Genomic DNA, 16,152 nt, shown 5'->3' with positions numbered 1-16,152 from the left:
TTAATTTGGCCAGTATGGCGGTTTTAAGTTCGAGCCGAGAAGCTTGCAATCGACACATTCCGCTCGCGCTGCGGAGAAGAGTTTGATCGAATCATTGGGCCAAAGCTCTGTTGGAAGTATGGGCAGCATGTCCCCGGCTTTTTCCTTAATACTATCTGAAATGTTTTCAATGATATTTAGCTCGCAAAATTCCCGGTAGTTCCAGCCGCCTATATCGTACGGGTTCAGGAATATTCTTTTCACCCGCTCCTGTGTGACATCCACAAAACCAACGACAATTTCATCGGGGTTCGTGGTGCAGACAAGATTGCCTTTTACTTCTGAAGGCTGCGCATCAAAGATAGAACCAAGTTGTTCGTTGTTCTTTTTCATCTGCAGGTAGAACCGGTAAGCTTCTGCACTGAGTGCGTACTGCCTTAGTTCTATGCTGTACAGGACACTGAGCTTAATGGAGTGCGGTTCAATAAAGGCTAATGGGAGATAGACAATATCCCTCGTCAGTTTTTCAGTGGAGCCGATCAGTAAATTTCTGAGTTTGTTGTACTGCCAGCACCTGTACATTGAGTAATCAGATTCGTGTCCCGGAAATTTATAGGTCGCGGCAATGGTTTCCCGGGTGGGATTGTAATAAACGAGATTGCTTACAAAAGAGGATCGGATTTCCCAGGTCTCGTCGTATTTCCATTGATAAAATCTTGTCTTGGCAGCGTCATCGTGCGCATGAACATATAATTGCAGACCGTCATTTTCCTTTTTCCAGCTTACGCTGTCGATAGGCGGGGTTGTTTTTACCGGCGTAAATGCTGAGACGTAATTTTTATTATCTTTTGTGGTGATATTGATCCGGTATTTGTTGCCCGGGTTCAGATTTAGCGATGGAATACTGTACGAGCCTGCAACAGAGGGTTGCAAGCGGAAGCGCTCGTTCTTGTCACTTTCTACCAGCACGACTGCACCATTCTCCGGATGCATAGAGAATTTGTCTTTAAGTTTTGTCGTGCGCGAAAGCATAATGGTTGTGGAAGACGCACCGTTGCTGATAAAACCTTCGACTACCAGATAGCCTGTTACAGGTTCAGAGAAATGCGCATCGTAAATCTCTTTGCAACCGAAAAGCAGCAGAATAAAAAGGCTTGTTATAAAGCGTGTTTTTTTCATTTACTATGGAACTTTAAAACCTGATATTAAAATTGATATAAGGGATGGCACTGCCGAATATGGAAAGCTTATATCCATTTACCACACCGTTTTCGGAAGTGTAATAAACCGAGTAAGGATTCTTTCTTCCGGTAATATTGTAGACACCGATGGTCCAGGAATTATGTGTTCGCTGGTGTAGTTTATGATTGCCCTCGATGTTCATTGCAGCATCCGCCCGGAAATAATCCGGAATGCGGTGTGCGTTTCTGTCTCCATAAAGTGTTCGCATGCCATCGGAGTAATAGAACCTCCCGATTGGGAGGGTGATAGGTCGCCCGGTACTGTAGGTGCTGTTCAGCGAAAAGCTAAAGCGGTGGGATACCCGGTAATTGCCCACCAGCGTAGCATCGTGCGGCTTATCATAGTTTGCGGGGTAGAATCTGCCCTGATTAATATATTCACCGGTTGCAGCCTGATCGGCTTTTAATAAAATGCGGCTATAAGTATAACTGATCCACCCGTTGAGTTTGCCCGTCAGTTTTTTCACCTGGAATTCTACGCCATATGCTTTGCCGTTGGTACGCATCACTTCTGTTTCCACATGAGGGTTTAACAGCAGCACGGCGCCACTTTTGAAGTCGAGGTAATTTTTAATGCGTTTATAGTATCCTTCCAGTGAAATTTCAATGGTGTTTTCTTTGAGATTTTTAAATAACCCCATTGAGTATTGCTCCCCGAATTGCGGGTGGATATTTGGATCGCTCAGCTTCCAAATGTCGGTGGGCGCCATGGCCGCGGTATTGGAGAGCATGTGTATGTACTGCCGAAGGGTGGTGTAACCCAACTTGAGCGACATGGTATTTGAGAGCATCTGTCTGAGTCCAAGCCGAACTTCGGGTCCCTGGTAGGTATGGATGATTTGTCCTCTTTTATAATCTGTTACGCCGGTAATATTTTCTATCGTCTTAGGAACGCCCGCGGGGTAGTTGTTCACACTTGCCGGTCCAAGAAAATTGTAAACGGAATAACGGATTCCTGCATCGAGCGTAAGCGAGGGGGAGATATTGTATTTGTCACTGAGATATAGCGCGGATTCTAACGCTTGCTCCGCAGGCATCGTTACCGGCGCAATCAGCGACTTTTCACCTACGGGACCGTAGTCGCCGGGGTGTAATTTGTGATAGCTGGTATTTAATCCAAATTCCAGCGAGTGTTTTGCGTTAATGAAATAATTGAAATGCGTGCGGAACCAGGATTGGTTGATGTCGAAATTCAGCGAATAGGCATTCACCGGATTTTTGTCGCTACTGATTTCATATTGGTAGCGGTCATATCCTCCGGATATGATTGCATAGAGACGGTTATTAAAGGAATGTTTCCACTTCAGCGAGACATTTTTGTTATTATACCGGTAAGCGGTATCGCTGTTGAGGTTGAAGCGGTCGTTGCTGGTATAGGCGGTAAGGTACAGGGTATTTTTTTTATCAAACTCATGGTTCAGGATCAGGTTCACGTCATAGAAGGAGGCTTCGCTGTTCTTGTATTGATCGGGCAGATTTTTCAGTAGCCAGTTAGTGTAAGTTGTACGACCCCCAAGGATGAAAGATGATTTATCTTTAATAAGCGGTCCTTCGATATTGACTCTGCTGGTAAGGAGACCAATACCTGCCGAACCGGCAAACGTTTTCTTGTTTCCCTCGCGGCTGTTTATGTCGACCACCGAAGAAAGTCTCCCGCCATAGCGAGCGGGGATGCTGGCTTTATAGAGCTCCACATCCTTGACCACTTCGGGATTGAAGGCCGAAAACATACCGAAAAAATGAGAAGGATTGTAGATATTTAGATCGTTGAACAATATCAGGTTTTGATCAGTGGATCCGCCGCGTACATTGAGTCCCGTGCTTGCCTCTCCAACGGTTTTCACTCCAGGCGTTGTGAGCACGACGCGTAGGATATCGGCTTCGCCAAATACAACCGGTACTTGTTTGATGGTTTTAATGTCTATTCGTTGCAGACCGAGCTGGGTGTTCCGGATGTTGCTGACTTTCTGGGCAGAAATGGTGACGTTTTTTAGCGTCAGGATCCGTGATCCCATTTCGATGTTGAGCCGTCCATCGCCTCTGACGATTAATCGTCGTCTTGCGTCTTCCATACCAATGCTTTGAACATTGATCGTTTGGGGTCCCGCCGGTACCATCAGGGTGTAGTATCCAAACTGGTCGGTAGCCGAGCCGGCAGCAGAGCCCGCAACCTGGACGGAGGCGCCTATTACGGGCTCTCCGGTTTTTATATCTTTGATGTAGCCGTTTATAATATATCTTCCCGATGGTGCATCGTCTGTCCCTTGTCCTATCATATATACTTTATCATCATCTTTGGTCGCCAGATGATCCTCGGATACGGTGTCGGAAATTGAAGTAGCCTCGGAGGAAAAAAAACTCCGGGGCAATTTTGTTTTCAGTATTGTTCCCTTGGTGATAAAAATGTTATTTTGGTCGTCGATGGCGTAAGCGGTATTGCTGTCAAAAAATAGCTTGTCGAGCACCTGCGGGAGAGGTAGTGTTTTTACTGAAAGATTAACTTTTGACGTATCGAAGTAGGTGGTATCGTAGAAGAACCTGAATCCCGTCTGCTTTTCCAGTTGCAACAAGATTTGTTGGGTGCTTAGTTGATTGAAGTCTTCCGAGACCAGGGGATACGATCTAGACTGGGCGTCTGTCGTTTGGCGCAACAGGAAACAAGATAAAGCGAGGAGGAGAATGGTAAGACGGTGTCTCAATGCAATATTGTTTTAAAGGTCTTCGTAAAGGGCGGCAAGGGCGCTCAGTTCGGCATCTTCTGCTTTCCGGATATTCATTTTTGCTTTGCGCAGATAGTTATTTACTTCTCTCCGGTGATTTTTATACGCCGTCAGCAATGTCTTTTTGGTTGTTAGCTGGTAAACCGTGTTATCCCGCTGAATATAGTAATAATTTTTATCTACTACGTTTCTGATGACGCGCTGTGTGCTCAGGTCATCAAGCAGTTGCTTGGTATATCTTTTGTAAAGGGTGCTTTTCTTACCCTCAAACAGAATCTCATAGAATCCATTAGGCATCATGTGGGCCTTTTGTGGCCTCTGTAAATTAATAAAGCGGTGGTTTAGCAGAGCAAACCGGCTGACACGTTCACCAGTCAATTCCTGTAACAGGGATGACCCCGGTGTGGTTACAAGTAGTTTTTGTTTTAGAACGTCAAGTAAAAGCCTGACATTTTCATACTGTACGTCATTGTACACGACCGAGCCTGGTGTTGCGTGTGAGGTATCGAGGAAGGGTATGCCATTTGAAATAGTATACCTGTAGTCTGTATAAAGTGGTCCGTTGTATAGTCCGGCCTGATCGGCCAGATAGTCATGATAGACCTGAAGGGTGCTTCGCTCGGCTTTATGGAAGATGACACTATCAGGAATACTGCTCTGGGCATTCAATGGCAAGTTCAGGAATAACAAGCTGCTAATCTTGAAGAGTTTAAGCAAGGGGTTTCGTTTTCGTGTTTTAAAAATTGAACTATTGTTGTAGACGAAATTTTACAAGCTTTCGCAACAGAGGTATCTGAAAATAGATAAAACTGCTCTAGATTCTCTTTCGTTTTTCAAAGGTAGGTTGTTGTATGCGGAATATTTAGGAAAAAGATTCTATTGACGAAATTATATCCAGGCGGGGAAAAATATCGATTGTGACGGTGAAAGTGGGACAGGTTGGATGTGAGGTGTTTCGGTTGTTGCTGTCCGGCAGGTTATCTGTGCTATCAGGAAGCGATCAAAAGGTTAAGGTAAAAACGATGGGTAGGGGAACTAATTTGGGATTAAAGCGAGGAAATGGATGAGATTAGGGGTAGGGATTGTTTTATGTTAGGGAGGTAGCGAAGGATTGCGATGATAGGGCGGATAGTGAAAGGGTGGAGTAATGGATTTTGTAGTATCTTTAAAGATGGGGCGCCAGAAGCGTCGTTGCTAAATTTGATAGTTAATGGCCTGTTCAACAGATGAAGAATATCGTACATATTAATTTTCCTGAGGTGACTGAGATTGTTCGCGAAGGAATCCGAAAGGCTACCGGACTTCAGTTTCTGGGTTCGGGGGAAAAGGGTGGGAATCTTTGTTACGTGAACAGCCCGGAATTGAGGGAAGAATTCAGAATGGTTTTCAGGGAGGAGGATGCCGGGTACTATTTGTATGGACTGTTTCATTCATCGGAAAGCCTGAAGTCCGGGAGAGATTTGAGTGGGTTCAGGCGGGATGAATTTATATCACCATGTAGTGAAAATATGTTTTGGAAGTTGAGCCAGGTAGGGGAGGAATTGTGGCGGATACATGTTAACCCGGATAAAACGTTACCTGGTTTCGGATATATTTTACAATGTGATGGCGATTGGCGCCTGGCGGAAGTGAGGTTCAGGTTGTCGGGCCCGGATGGCGGAGCGGGTGTGTCGGGGCATCTGGGAGAAATTGTTTTGAATGATCGGTGTTGCATCAGCGGCGTCCCTGAGTCTGTGTGGAATTTTTATATACGTGGGAACTATTTGGCGCAGGTGTGGCTGGCAGAGCGCCTGGGTAGGACGCTATCTCCGGCGGAGACCTCGACCTACTTGCACCTGTTGGCTGCCTTAGAAAAAACGGCGTTGCTTGTTAAGGAGGTTGATTCGATTTTAGGGGATCTTCGCTTTTCTGAATGAGGTCACCTGCCCATATAGATCATGAGAATTTGGATGTCGCTTGGGTTGATCCCTGAGATCCGGGAAGCCTGGCCGAGTGTGCGGGGCCTGATTTTATTCAATTTTTCCTTTGCCTCATTGCCTAGTGACGATAACCTGGTGTAGTCGAAGGTTTCGGGAATTGCCAGATTCTCCATTTCTGACATGCGGGACACCATTTCTTTTTCTTTTTCAATATAGATATCGTATTTCGTTTGAATGGAAGCTTGCTCTGTTTCGAGTGGTGAAAACTCACTCAACTTTTGGCTGAGTGCGGGAATGCCTTCGGACAGTTGAAGGAGTTGTATCTCGGGACGGAGGAGTATTTTTTCCAGTTTTTGTTTTTCAGAGATAAGCGCTGAGCCTTCCTGTAGCAGGAATTCGTTTATTTCCTGTGGGTTAATGGTGGTTGTTTGGAGGTAGTGCTTCAGTTCCGCTACTTTTCGCAGTTTTTGGTTAAGTCGATCCATTCGTTGCTGTGAAGCCAGGCCAATGGCATAGCTCATGGGAGTCAGCCGCGCATCTGCATTGTCCTGTCTCAGCAATGTTCTGTATTCTGCCCTGGAGGTAAACATCCGGTAGGGTTCTTCCGTGCCTTTGTTAATGAGATCGTCGATGAGTACACCAATATAGGCGTCATTTCTTTTTAAGATGAAGGGATCTTTTTCATGAACCTTTTGGTGGGCGTTGATTCCGGCGACGAGACCCTGGCAGGCCGCTTCTTCATAGCCGGTGGTGCCATTGATCTGACCAGCGAAATAGAGATTGTTGATGAGTTTTGTTGCAAGGGTGTAGCTCAACTGCGTGGGAGGGAAATAGTCGTATTCGATGGCATAACCCGGACGAAATAGTTTGGCTTGCTCAAAACCCGGAATCATACGAAGAGCTTCGTATTGTACTTCTTCGGGCAGGGAGGTAGAGAATCCGTTCACGTAGATTTCGACAGTATTCCATCCTTCGGGTTCCACGAAGATCTGGTGCCGTTCCTTGTCGGCAAAACGATTGATTTTGTCTTCGATGCTCGGGCAGTAACGGGGTCCCACACCGTCGATACGCCCGGTGTACATGGGGCTACGATCAAAGCCTGTTCTTAAGATATCATGGACTTTCGTGTGGGTATAGGTTATCCAGCAACATTTTTGTTCGCTTGGACTAATTTTTTTGGAATCTGTAAAAGAAAATCCGGTGATCTCATCGTCGCCCGGCTGTATTTCCATCTTACTGTAGTCGAGACTTCTGCCATCGACCCGTGGCGGGGTTCCGGTTTTTAAGCGGTCACTTTCAAATCCCAGGCTTACCAATTGTTCGGTGATGCCGGTAGCGGCCTTCTCTGCAACCCGGCCGCCTCCAAACTTCTTTTCGCCGATATGGATGACACCATTGAGAAATGTTCCATTCGTAAGGATGACTGCTTTGGCCTTTATCTCGTGACCCATTCCGGTGATGACGCCCTGGATCTGGTTGTCTTTGACCAGGATTCCGTTGACCATATCCTGGTAGAAGTCGAGGTTCGGTGTGTTTTCGAGCATTGACCTCCATTTCGCTGAAAAAAGCATCCGGTCGCTTTGTGCCCTCGGACTCCACATGGCCGGACCCTTGCTTCTATTCAGCATCCGGAACTGTATCATGGTCTCGTCGGTAACGATACCGGAGTAACCGCCAAGGGCATCGATTTCTCGTACTATTTGCCCTTTTGCTATGCCGCCCATGGCTGGATTGCAGCTCATTTGCGCAATGGTCTGGAGATTCATGGTGATTAATAAGGTCCGGGAGCCAAGGTTAGCGGCGGCGGCTGCGGCCTCGCAACCAGCGTGACCGGCACCTACCACGATAACATCATATTCTTGAAACATTCTGCAAAGGTACGATAACGCTGTTTTTATCAGGAAAGAGCATATGTTAAATCGATGTTGGCGGATTCCATCGATTCAGCAGCGCAATTTCCTGTTCAATGGCTGTGAGTGGAACGTTTTTATTGAGTTGCCCGAACTCGTAGGGGGTAAAATGGCTGACGCGCTGTAAGAAGTCTGCTTGTTCGCGGAGGAATTGTTCCTGGACTTCGGAAAAAGAGGAGGCTTGAGTCTGAAGTTTTTCGATTTTTGAGATATAGCGCCGACAAAGGGGGTTATTGGTGTTGTGTTGGAGTTGTTGGAAGGAATTTAGGATTGATGCAAGGTCGATTATTCCAGCCAAATCGAGCTTTTCCGGGATTCCCGTTATGCGAAGGTTTAGAAAGTTCCAGCAGAGGGTTTTGTCGTCTTCGTCGAATAGATTGAAGCAGGATACCGGGAGAAGGTGATCAAATTGCCAGGTTTCACCAAAGGTTTCCCAGGTTTGTCCTTCCTGGAATTGAACTTCAAACCAGGTTCTAAGGCGCTTTATATCCAGTCCGAAGTATGGTGCATACCCGCTGTTTGCCTGTTGACTTAACACGTAACGCCTCAGGGCGATTTGCCATTTCTTTTTTTCCCTAGCCCGTTGGATTGTTAGGGTTTCTTCTTCTACCTTTTGCCATTTTTTTCGCGCCATAGTGCAAAGATAATAGTTCCACGGGACACCGTTTCATGGTGAAACTGTTCTTCGTGAAACATTTATTGAAAATATTCTTCGAGAGCGGCGTTTTCCTGGGCTCTCATCGTTCCTTTTTGCTGAGTGGTCTTGTCCTTGAAGCCACAAAGGTGAAGAATCCCATGAAAAATGACGCGATGCAGCTCAATGTTGACCCTTTCGTCGAAAATCCTGGCATTTTCTCTTACCCGGTCCACGCTTATGTATATGTCGGCTTCAATCCTGGGGTCGTGCGGGTCAGAAAGTTCGAAAGTGATAATATCGGTGAAAAAATCGTGTTTTAGGTATTCTTCGTTTATGGAAAGCAGCTCCTGGTCGGTACAAAAGATAAAATTCACCTCACCGCCGTTCTTTCCGCCTTTATTTGCCAGCATTTGGGCGATGAATTTTTTCAGGCGCGTTCTTTCTCTGAGCAGAACATTTGTTCTGGAGAAAAATTGAATAGAGAACGAGGATCTTTCAGTCATAGTTCCAAAATTCGGAAAGAAAATTCAATTTGGTAGGGATCTGGGTGCTGATAATTTCTTTTGCTTCAAAATAGCTACTTCCCTCTGATTTTGGTTCTTGTGAGGTTTTTCATTCTGACAAAAAAAGGCTGGCAAGTGTGCAAGGACTTGACCTGATGAAATTGGTTCGTCTCTTTACGCGCATATATTCTCAGCCATTAATGCAATATTTGACCCAAAATTTTTGGGTTCTGGGAATTTGCCCTTTAGTTAAGAAAATCAATCGCTTTCACAGGAGGGGAAAAGGACTCTAGTCATCATCTCTTCGAAATGAGCGCATTATATCAGTCAGACATTAATTACCTTCGTGGACCCCGGATCTGTCTGCCGGTTTTGAGTCTTACTGTACCGTGGGAAAGATCAAAGGTCGCTGATTGGTGATTTTTGAAGATTGGTTTTGGTAGGTTGCAGACTAATTTTTTCAATCAACGCGGATAAGAAAGCTACGAGATCATTTATGAATAATAATAAGGAGATTTTGCTTTCGGAATTGAGGCCTGGCCTGAAAGCGAATATCGTACGGTTTACCTCAGAGGACATATTCCTCAAGCTAATGGAAATGGGGTGTTTGCCTGGCGAGGGCATTGAAGTTATCAAAATTGCACCACTCGGTGATCCGGTATCTATAGCGGTGGCGGGTTATGTTTTAAGCCTGCGGCTAGATGAGGCCCGCCAAATTGTGGTAAATACAATCAATTGATTATCAGTATAATATATGAAAATCGGCCTATTTTTTGGATCTTTCAACCCTATTCATCACGGGCACTTGATCATTGCCAGTTCTATACTGAATGAAAAATTGGTCGAGCGCGTATGGTTTGTGGTCTCGCCCCATAACCCGCTTAAAGAAAGCAAGTCCCTGCTGAATGAAAAGCAACGCTACTATCTCACCTCCCTCGCTGTTGAAGACGATGAGAGAATGCGGGTGACCGATGTGGAGTTTAACCTGCCCCGACCCTCTTATACTTCGATAACGCTGGCTCACTTATCTGAAAAATATCCCCAGCACGAATTTTTTGTCATTCTGGGGGGTGACAGTTTTCAAAACATCACTAAGTGGAGAAATTATACTTTTATTTTGGAAAACTATCCACTGATCATATATAACCGGCCGGGATTTGAGATTAGCGACAACCTGGGCGCGCAACTGATCTTTGTGGATGCACCTCTACTGGGTTTTTCTGCCTCAGGGATTCGCAAAATGATCAAAGAGAGAAAATCGGTAAAATATTTTTTGCCGGAGAAAGTTATAGAGGAGATTGAAAAAGGTGGGTATTACCGGAAATGAATGCCGGCTTAGAAAAAATAGCCCAGGGCCAGACAAAGACTCACGACAACCGGCGCAGGGATACGCGTGAAGATAAGCGCCGCAGCGGTTCCTGCCACAACAGCGATATTTATAAAACCGAGCGGGCCGATCGTGAGAAAAGAAATATCCTTCATAATATAAATGGTGGAACCCACCATAATTCCCAGCACGGCGGCGTTGATACCTTCCAGGGATCTATAAATAGCTGAATACTTCTTGAGCATATTCCATATAGGAAAAAAGAATAATACCAGTAGAGCGCTGGGCAAAAAGATAGCGACCATTCCAATAACCACACCAACCGCCTGCATCGCCGGACCCATATCTCTCAGAGCAAGTCCGCCTGTATATGAAGCAACAGAGAATACGGGACCAGGAACGGCTCTTACCAGGCCAATTCCGGTAAGGATGTCTTTCTTTTCAATCCAGATCACATTGGGGTTTCTATCTTTAACAGCTTCAGGGCGCACGCTCCATTGTTCGTACATGATCGGCATCAGCACATTACCGCCGCCAAATACAAGACTACCCATACGATAAGTGTTTTCAAAAAGATTCAAAGGTTTCCTGTTCGGCCAGTCGTTTTTACGTGCAGTCTCACTTAAAAATCCAGCCAGCAGGAAGATACTCCCGAAAAGCCAGAAATTCCACCACCGGATCTTTCTCGGCTTTATGGCCACCTGGGGAATCCGTTTTCTGCTTAGGTTAGTAACGAACCCTCCTAAAACGATCAGCATGGGGATGATAAAGGGTTTACCGAAAAGCACGAAAGTCAGAATACCCGCAACAACGGCTATAACTGCGGTTACAAGATTATTCACGGAGTAAGGGAAGGCAACTACGCAGGCATAGATCAAAAATCCGGCGGCCATCGGAACAACAAACCTGAATAAGTTCAACAAGCCGGATTGCCCGTCCACATAGTGAATCAGAAAGGACAGACCGCCCATGATGATACAGGCAGGCAGTATCCAAACCAGCAGGGTTAAGATAGCCAGAAAAACTCCACCCCTCTGAAAGCCAATCAGGGTAAGGGTTTGCGTTGAAGAAGCACCGGGTAACAACTGGCAGAATGCATTGTACTCTATCAACTCCCGCTCAGTAATGTACGGCGTTTGTTTGACAAAAGTTTTCATCATCATTGCCAGGTGAGCCTGAGGTCCGCCAAAGGCAGTGACGCTATGAAGCAAAACAAGCTTCAGAAAATGTGCATGGCGTAGCAGCATGAAATGATCAGGCCGGTTTGTTTTACGTATATCCCGGGCTTAAGCCAGGGTGTAACGATTAAAGGTATGGAATTAATCCGATTTATGCTAAACAGTTCTTCCCCTGGAAATCCGTATTTTATCAACAATTCCGCCTGCTGCACACAGTCAAAACAGACAAACTTTAAATCGCTTCTACGCTGATTACAACACTTGTCCTGCTGAGGTTTACATCGGGATTCAACCCTACATTCATCAGAAAATCACCACTGTAGGTCTTCTGATCATCAATGGTTGATTTGCTGTTGCCGTAAAGATTGATTTCTTTTATGCGGTATTTCCTTTCAGGATCCAGCCCCCTTAATTTCACGGGCCTTTGCGCTGCTTCTTCGATATAACGCCAGTTTGTAAGATAATTGAAGAGTACGCCTTTGGTACGCGCGGGATCTACAAAGAATACTGAAGCGAGATCGCTTTCATACGGACTTTTTACCCGGTACATATCGCCGTGCCATACGATGTCTTTATATCCATTATAATTGCGGATGGCTTCCTGGCAGAAACTCATGTCTTCAGGCTTCAGCTCGTTGGCCCGGATATCAAACCCTAATTTACCCATGGAAGCAACGTCAACCCGGTACTTCAGCGATTTATTGCTCCAATCGGTCACGTGGTTACACATAGCAATGGCCGGGTAATAATAAGAATAGTCCCATTGCATGAAGACTCTTTCCAGAGGGTCGGTGTTATCGCTCAGCCAGAATTCAGTGAAGTATTGAAGCAAGTTGTAATCTGAGCGGCCCCCGCCGCCGGAACATAACATCATCGGGACCTTAGGATATTTGGCCCTGATTCTTTTCAACACTTTTTCGAGGCCGCGGGTATATTCTACATATAGGTGGGACTGCGGGATTTTCTTTCTTTCCAGGTATTTGGAGTGCCCGTTGAAAATAGGTGAATTACAATCCCATTTTATAAAGGCCAGATCAGGGTTTTGTGTAAACAGGTTATCTACGATCCCGAATACAAAATTCTGAACTTCGGGATTAGTGAGGTCCAGCACTAACTGGTTGCGAAAATAGATTTCGGGCCTTTTTTCTTCACGCAGCACCCAATCAAGATGTTTCTCGTACAGTTCGCTTTTCGGATTCACCATCTCAGGTTCGATCCAAATACCAAACTTCAGGCCCAGTTTTCCCGCTTCTTTCACCAGGTAAGGAACGCCATCGGGTAGTTTCTTCTTGTTCGCCTGCCAATCGCCCAATCCGGCTTTGTCATTGTTGCGGGGATATTTGTTTCCGAACCAACCATCATCCAGGAGAAACATATCTACCCCCATTTTCTTCGCTCCCTCGAATAAACCGGTCAGTTTATCCTGGTTAAAATCGAAATAAGTGGCCTCCCAGTTATTCAGCAGGGTCAGTCGCTCACCCTTTCCGTCCAACAAGGTATGATTGCGCAGCCAGCTATGCAGGTTGCGGCTTCCGCGTCCTGTTCCTTCAAAGGAAACGGTATAAATAAACCTCGGAGTTTCAAATTCCGTATTGGGCTGAAGTTCGTAAACGGATTGGTAAGAATTGATTCCCGCCACCAGGTGAAGGTTCTTGTACACGTCCGTTTCAAACTGAAGTTTGTAGTTACCATTCCAGGCCAGTTGTCCCATCAGTACGGTTCCCTCATTTTCTGCGGCCGGTCTGTCGAAAGAGAGCATGAAGTTTTGCGTGGTGTGCAGGTTTTCGCGGGTGCCCAGCCTGGATTGGATCTCATGCATGCCCTGTTTTAGCTGGGTTTGTTCGGGTCGCATTTCGCGGGCCCAGGCGCCATTATAGCTGGTCAGATAATAATCCCTGTCGAAAAAATAGAGGTTCGCAGAAGCATATTTATTCATGGTCACTTTGCCTTTTTCACGATGCCGGATGATCGTCCATTGTTCCACAACATCTTCTTTTGACCAGGCTTTGAAAAAAAGATCTACATAAAAGGGATAGACAGCATCCTTGAGCGTGATAGTGGTGAGTGTGGCTCCATCGGCCGTAGAGGCAACGGTATGATTCTCGTATCTGAGATCAAGTGAATTGTTGCCATCGCTGTGAACAACAGCAATAGCGGGCTCTACGAAATTGTTGTTGATTCCCGCAACAGTGAAAGCGCTACTGTTTGATGAGGCGCCTTCCGCACGTAATCTGTGAACAGCACCGGTAAGCTCATACTCGTTGTTGTTTTTCAGGGTTCCGCCGGCGTGAATGATCCTCAGCCTTTTCTCTGTATCGGTTTGCAGAATCTGCACGAAATGGCTTGTAGCAACAGGGATTGTGATTTTTTGTCCATAGCTTTTTACGGCAGCAAAGAGGATTGTCAACAGCAGAAAGAGTCTGTAGTTCATGAAGGGTTTATTTTTGAAGCGCAAGATATACCAGGTTCCAAAACTATCAAACCCCCGAGGGGCAAAAAATAGATTTTCCGGGCAAATGACTCGATTTTCTTCTGAGTTGCCGCGGCTTACCGTCTTTTTCGCTTCAGATCTTCCGGAGTAGCCTTTCTGATGCTGATGGCTACCCCACCGCTCCTTGCCATTTTTTGCCGAAGTCTCGTCGCGGACGTCACTATTTTTTTATATATATGATACTGCTGGGGATTCCGGATGTAATCGGCGTTTTTGCCATCTTCGTAAATCGTCGCGACCCAGCGTGTTGATGGTTTCAGGAAACTGAAGTCGATTTCAAGGGTTCTTGCGTTTTCATCCGTGATACCTCCTACAAACCATTCATCTTTCCCTTTTGCTTTGCGGGCTATCAGGATATAGTCACCCGGTTCCGCGCGTAAAATTCTGGTGTCCGCCCAATCAGCTGGGACATCTTTAATAAATTGAAAAGCATCCGGGAACCGTTCGTAGTTTTCTATCAGATCGGCAGCCATTTGGAGCGGACTGTACATGGTCACGTAAAGGGCGAGTTGCTTGATCAGCGTAGTTTTCACAAACCGTTTGTCTCCTGGGAAATAATAGTCGAGCCGCGTTTGGAAAATCCCGGGGGTATAGTCCATTGGCCCTCCTATCAGCCGGGTAAAGGGAAGAATGGTCGTGTGTTCTGGGTTGTTACCTCCAAATGCCTCGTATTCAGTTCCTCTGGCGGCTTCGGCCGCTATCCAGTTGGGATAGGTCCTTTGCAGTCCGGTTGGCCGAACGGATTCATGCGAGTTAACCATAATATGATGATCAGCCGCTTTCTTCACCACGCGGAGATAATGTTCTATCATCCACTGGCTGTAATGGTGTTCTCCCCGGGGGATGATGTTGCCCACATAACCGGTTTTTACCGCGTTATATCCGTATTTGTCCATGAATTTATACGCAGTATCCATCCATCTTTCATAGTTAGTAGCTGATGCTGAAGTTTCGTGATGCATGATCAGCTTCACCCCTTTTGCGTGGGCATAGTCGTTCAATTCTTTAACATTAAAGTCGGGATAGGGCGTAACGAAATCAAAGACAAACTCTTTGGATTTTCCAAACCAGTCTTCCCAACCCTGATCCCATCCCTCTACCAGTACGGCGTCAAACCCGTTTTGAGCGGCGAAATCAATATATTTTTTTACATGATTTGTATTGGCGGCGTGTTTCCCGTTTGGGGTAAGTTTTGAGTAATCGGTGATTCCCAGGTGTACATTATCCAGATCGGTATAACTCCAGGTAGATTTGCCCATGATCATCTCCCACCACACGCCGATATACTTTACCGGTTTTATCCAATCCGTACTTTTATATTTTGTGGGTTCATTGAGGTTCAGTATCAGTTTGGATGCCAGGATTTCTTCGGCCTTGGGAGTTATGATGATGGTGCGCCAGGGTGTGTTGAACGGCGTTTGGATATAACCTTTCATTCCCTGGGCATCCGGTGTCAGATGTGATTTCAACAGGTGGGTCTTACCATTTACTTCCAGGTGCATCGCAGGATACCCGATCAGCGAAGCCTCTGAAATATTCAGGTAGATTCCATTCGCAGTTTTCATCATAACCGGTGCCTGGATGGCATTCTTTACCGGGGTCTGGGAAGCATTGCCATCGAAACTGGTTGGCCAGCGCTTTTCGATTTCTGAGACGGGGGAAGTAATATAGCTGTATTCCTGGGTGTCATAATCGCCGGTAATCCACCAGGCTTTAAAATCGCCTGCCAGGGCAAACTGTGTTTCTTCTTCCTGAACCACGAAATAGTTCAGATTAGCCTGCTGGAGAAATTCATATCTGAAGCCAAGTCCATCGTTGAACAAACGAAAAGTAATCGCCATTTCACGCTGAAACGCCGGCTGAGCAAGAATTACGCGAAGTTCATTATAGTGATTATCGATGGTCTCCACTTCGCCCAATATTGGTTTCCAGGCCTCCTGAAATGTCCGGGTATGAAAATCCTTAATGCCAAATCCGCTTAGAAAAGACGGGCCATTTGCGACACGGATGCCAAGCGAACTTTTCAGAATAACGGGCTTCCCGTTGAAGCGGAGGTTATAGAAGGGAATACTGTCTTTCAGTTCGAAGGATAATACTAATCGACCATCCGGAGATCTCAATTCCTGTGACCAGGCTGTGGGGAGCGCTAAGAGGAGCATCAGCAGCAAAATTAATTTCTTCATGTTGAAAAGATTTTGATCTTGGATACCAAATCAGGTTGAACCGGAATTTTACATTTCCCGCCGA

Annotated in this window: 12 protein-coding genes; 3 read left to right on the top strand and 9 right to left on the bottom strand. The window is 45.9% G+C overall.

Features of this window, described 5'->3' with window-relative positions; translation table 11 throughout:
• The 3 genes from AC3WS5_RS02505 to AC3WS5_RS02495 are packed head-to-tail and all read right to left on the bottom strand — an operon-like array spanning position 1 to position 4,657.
• Complete coding sequence (locus tag AC3WS5_RS02505) at positions 1-1,158, bottom strand: DUF4249 domain-containing protein (protein WP_492465619.1); 1,158 nt, start codon at positions 1,156-1,158, stop codon at positions 1-3.
• 13 nt (positions 1,159-1,171) lie between these two features.
• Positions 1,172-3,919 carry a TonB-dependent receptor gene (locus tag AC3WS5_RS02500; RefSeq protein ID WP_492465618.1) on the bottom strand — a complete coding sequence of 916 codons (2,748 nt, stop codon included), beginning with the start codon at positions 3,917-3,919 and terminating at the stop codon, positions 1,172-1,174.
• A 12-nt stretch (positions 3,920-3,931) separates the two neighbouring features.
• Positions 3,932-4,657, bottom strand: a complete 726-nt coding sequence (locus AC3WS5_RS02495) for a hypothetical protein (protein ID WP_492465617.1) — start codon at positions 4,655-4,657, stop codon at positions 3,932-3,934.
• A 509-nt stretch (positions 4,658-5,166) separates the two neighbouring features.
• Between AC3WS5_RS02495 and AC3WS5_RS02490 the strand changes: the two genes are divergently transcribed.
• On the top strand, positions 5,167-5,856 hold the full coding sequence (locus AC3WS5_RS02490) for a type ISP restriction/modification enzyme (RefSeq protein WP_492465616.1): 690 nt from the start codon (positions 5,167-5,169) through the stop codon (positions 5,854-5,856).
• Between the two features lie 2 nt (positions 5,857-5,858).
• Here AC3WS5_RS02490 and mnmG read toward each other — a convergent pair whose 3' ends face one another.
• The 3 genes from mnmG to ybeY all read right to left on the bottom strand — a co-directional run bounded on the left by mnmG (position 5,859) and on the right by ybeY (position 8,909).
• Positions 5,859-7,727 (bottom strand): tRNA uridine-5-carboxymethylaminomethyl(34) synthesis enzyme MnmG, encoded by a 1,869-nt coding sequence (gene mnmG, locus AC3WS5_RS02485; protein ID WP_492465615.1) that lies wholly within the window; start codon positions 7,725-7,727, stop codon positions 5,859-5,861.
• A 46-nt stretch (positions 7,728-7,773) separates the two neighbouring features.
• The gene (locus AC3WS5_RS02480; protein ID WP_492465614.1) at positions 7,774-8,403 is read right to left on the bottom strand and encodes a hypothetical protein; all 630 of its coding nucleotides are present in this window, start codon (positions 8,401-8,403) and stop codon (positions 7,774-7,776) included.
• A gap of 62 nt (positions 8,404-8,465) precedes the next feature.
• The gene (ybeY, locus tag AC3WS5_RS02475; protein ID WP_492465613.1) at positions 8,466-8,909 is read right to left on the bottom strand and encodes an rRNA maturation RNase YbeY; all 444 of its coding nucleotides are present in this window, start codon (positions 8,907-8,909) and stop codon (positions 8,466-8,468) included.
• A gap of 496 nt (positions 8,910-9,405) precedes the next feature.
• Between ybeY and AC3WS5_RS02470 the strand changes: the two genes are divergently transcribed.
• Positions 9,406-9,648, top strand: a complete 243-nt coding sequence (locus tag AC3WS5_RS02470) for a FeoA family protein (protein WP_492465612.1) — start codon at positions 9,406-9,408, stop codon at positions 9,646-9,648.
• Positions 9,649-9,663: 15 nt separating this feature from the next.
• On the top strand, positions 9,664-10,236 hold the full coding sequence (gene nadD, locus AC3WS5_RS02465; RefSeq protein ID WP_492465611.1) for a nicotinate (nicotinamide) nucleotide adenylyltransferase: 573 nt from the start codon (positions 9,664-9,666) through the stop codon (positions 10,234-10,236).
• Between the two features lie 8 nt (positions 10,237-10,244).
• On the opposite strand, the gene AC3WS5_RS02460 is transcribed toward nadD, so the two are convergent.
• From AC3WS5_RS02460 to AC3WS5_RS02450, 3 genes are all read right to left on the bottom strand, one after another.
• Positions 10,245-11,483: a chromate transporter gene (locus tag AC3WS5_RS02460; protein ID WP_492465610.1), complete on the bottom strand. Its 1,239-nt coding sequence runs from the start codon at positions 11,481-11,483 to the stop codon at positions 10,245-10,247.
• 163 nt (positions 11,484-11,646) lie between these two features.
• Entirely contained in the window at positions 11,647-13,845 is a 2,199-nt protein-coding gene (locus AC3WS5_RS02455) for an alpha-galactosidase (RefSeq protein ID WP_492465609.1), read from the bottom strand.
• A 116-nt stretch (positions 13,846-13,961) separates the two neighbouring features.
• Entirely contained in the window at positions 13,962-16,088 is a 2,127-nt protein-coding gene (locus AC3WS5_RS02450; RefSeq protein WP_492465608.1) for a glycoside hydrolase family 97 protein, read from the bottom strand.
• Between the last annotated feature and the right edge of the window lie 64 nt (positions 16,089-16,152).

It is taken from the genome of Niabella sp. CPT15-335-S11, assembly GCF_058792415.1.
Note: the sequence above shows the minus strand (reverse complement) of the source record. Positions and strands in the feature narration are given on the sequence as shown.

Coding starts and splice junctions, on each gene's coding strand:
- AC3WS5_RS02505 (WP_492465619.1), bottom strand. CDS start 1,158: ATGAAAAAAACACGCTTTATAACAAGCCTTTTTATTCTGCTGCTTTTC.
- AC3WS5_RS02490 (WP_492465616.1), top strand. CDS start 5,167: ATGAAGAATATCGTACATATTAATTTTCCTGAGGTGACTGAGATTGTT.
- mnmG (WP_492465615.1), bottom strand. CDS start 7,727: ATGTTTCAAGAATATGATGTTATCGTGGTAGGTGCCGGTCACGCTGGT.
- AC3WS5_RS02480 (WP_492465614.1), bottom strand. CDS start 8,403: ATGGCGCGAAAAAAATGGCAAAAGGTAGAAGAAGAAACCCTAACAATC.
- ybeY (WP_492465613.1), bottom strand. CDS start 8,909: ATGACTGAAAGATCCTCGTTCTCTATTCAATTTTTCTCCAGAACAAAT.
- AC3WS5_RS02470 (WP_492465612.1), top strand. CDS start 9,406: ATGAATAATAATAAGGAGATTTTGCTTTCGGAATTGAGGCCTGGCCTG.
- nadD (WP_492465611.1), top strand. CDS start 9,664: ATGAAAATCGGCCTATTTTTTGGATCTTTCAACCCTATTCATCACGGG.
- AC3WS5_RS02460 (WP_492465610.1), bottom strand. CDS start 11,483: ATGCTGCTACGCCATGCACATTTTCTGAAGCTTGTTTTGCTTCATAGC.
- AC3WS5_RS02455 (WP_492465609.1), bottom strand. CDS start 13,845: ATGAACTACAGACTCTTTCTGCTGTTGACAATCCTCTTTGCTGCCGTA.
- AC3WS5_RS02450 (WP_492465608.1), bottom strand. CDS start 16,088: ATGAAGAAATTAATTTTGCTGCTGATGCTCCTCTTAGCGCTCCCCACA.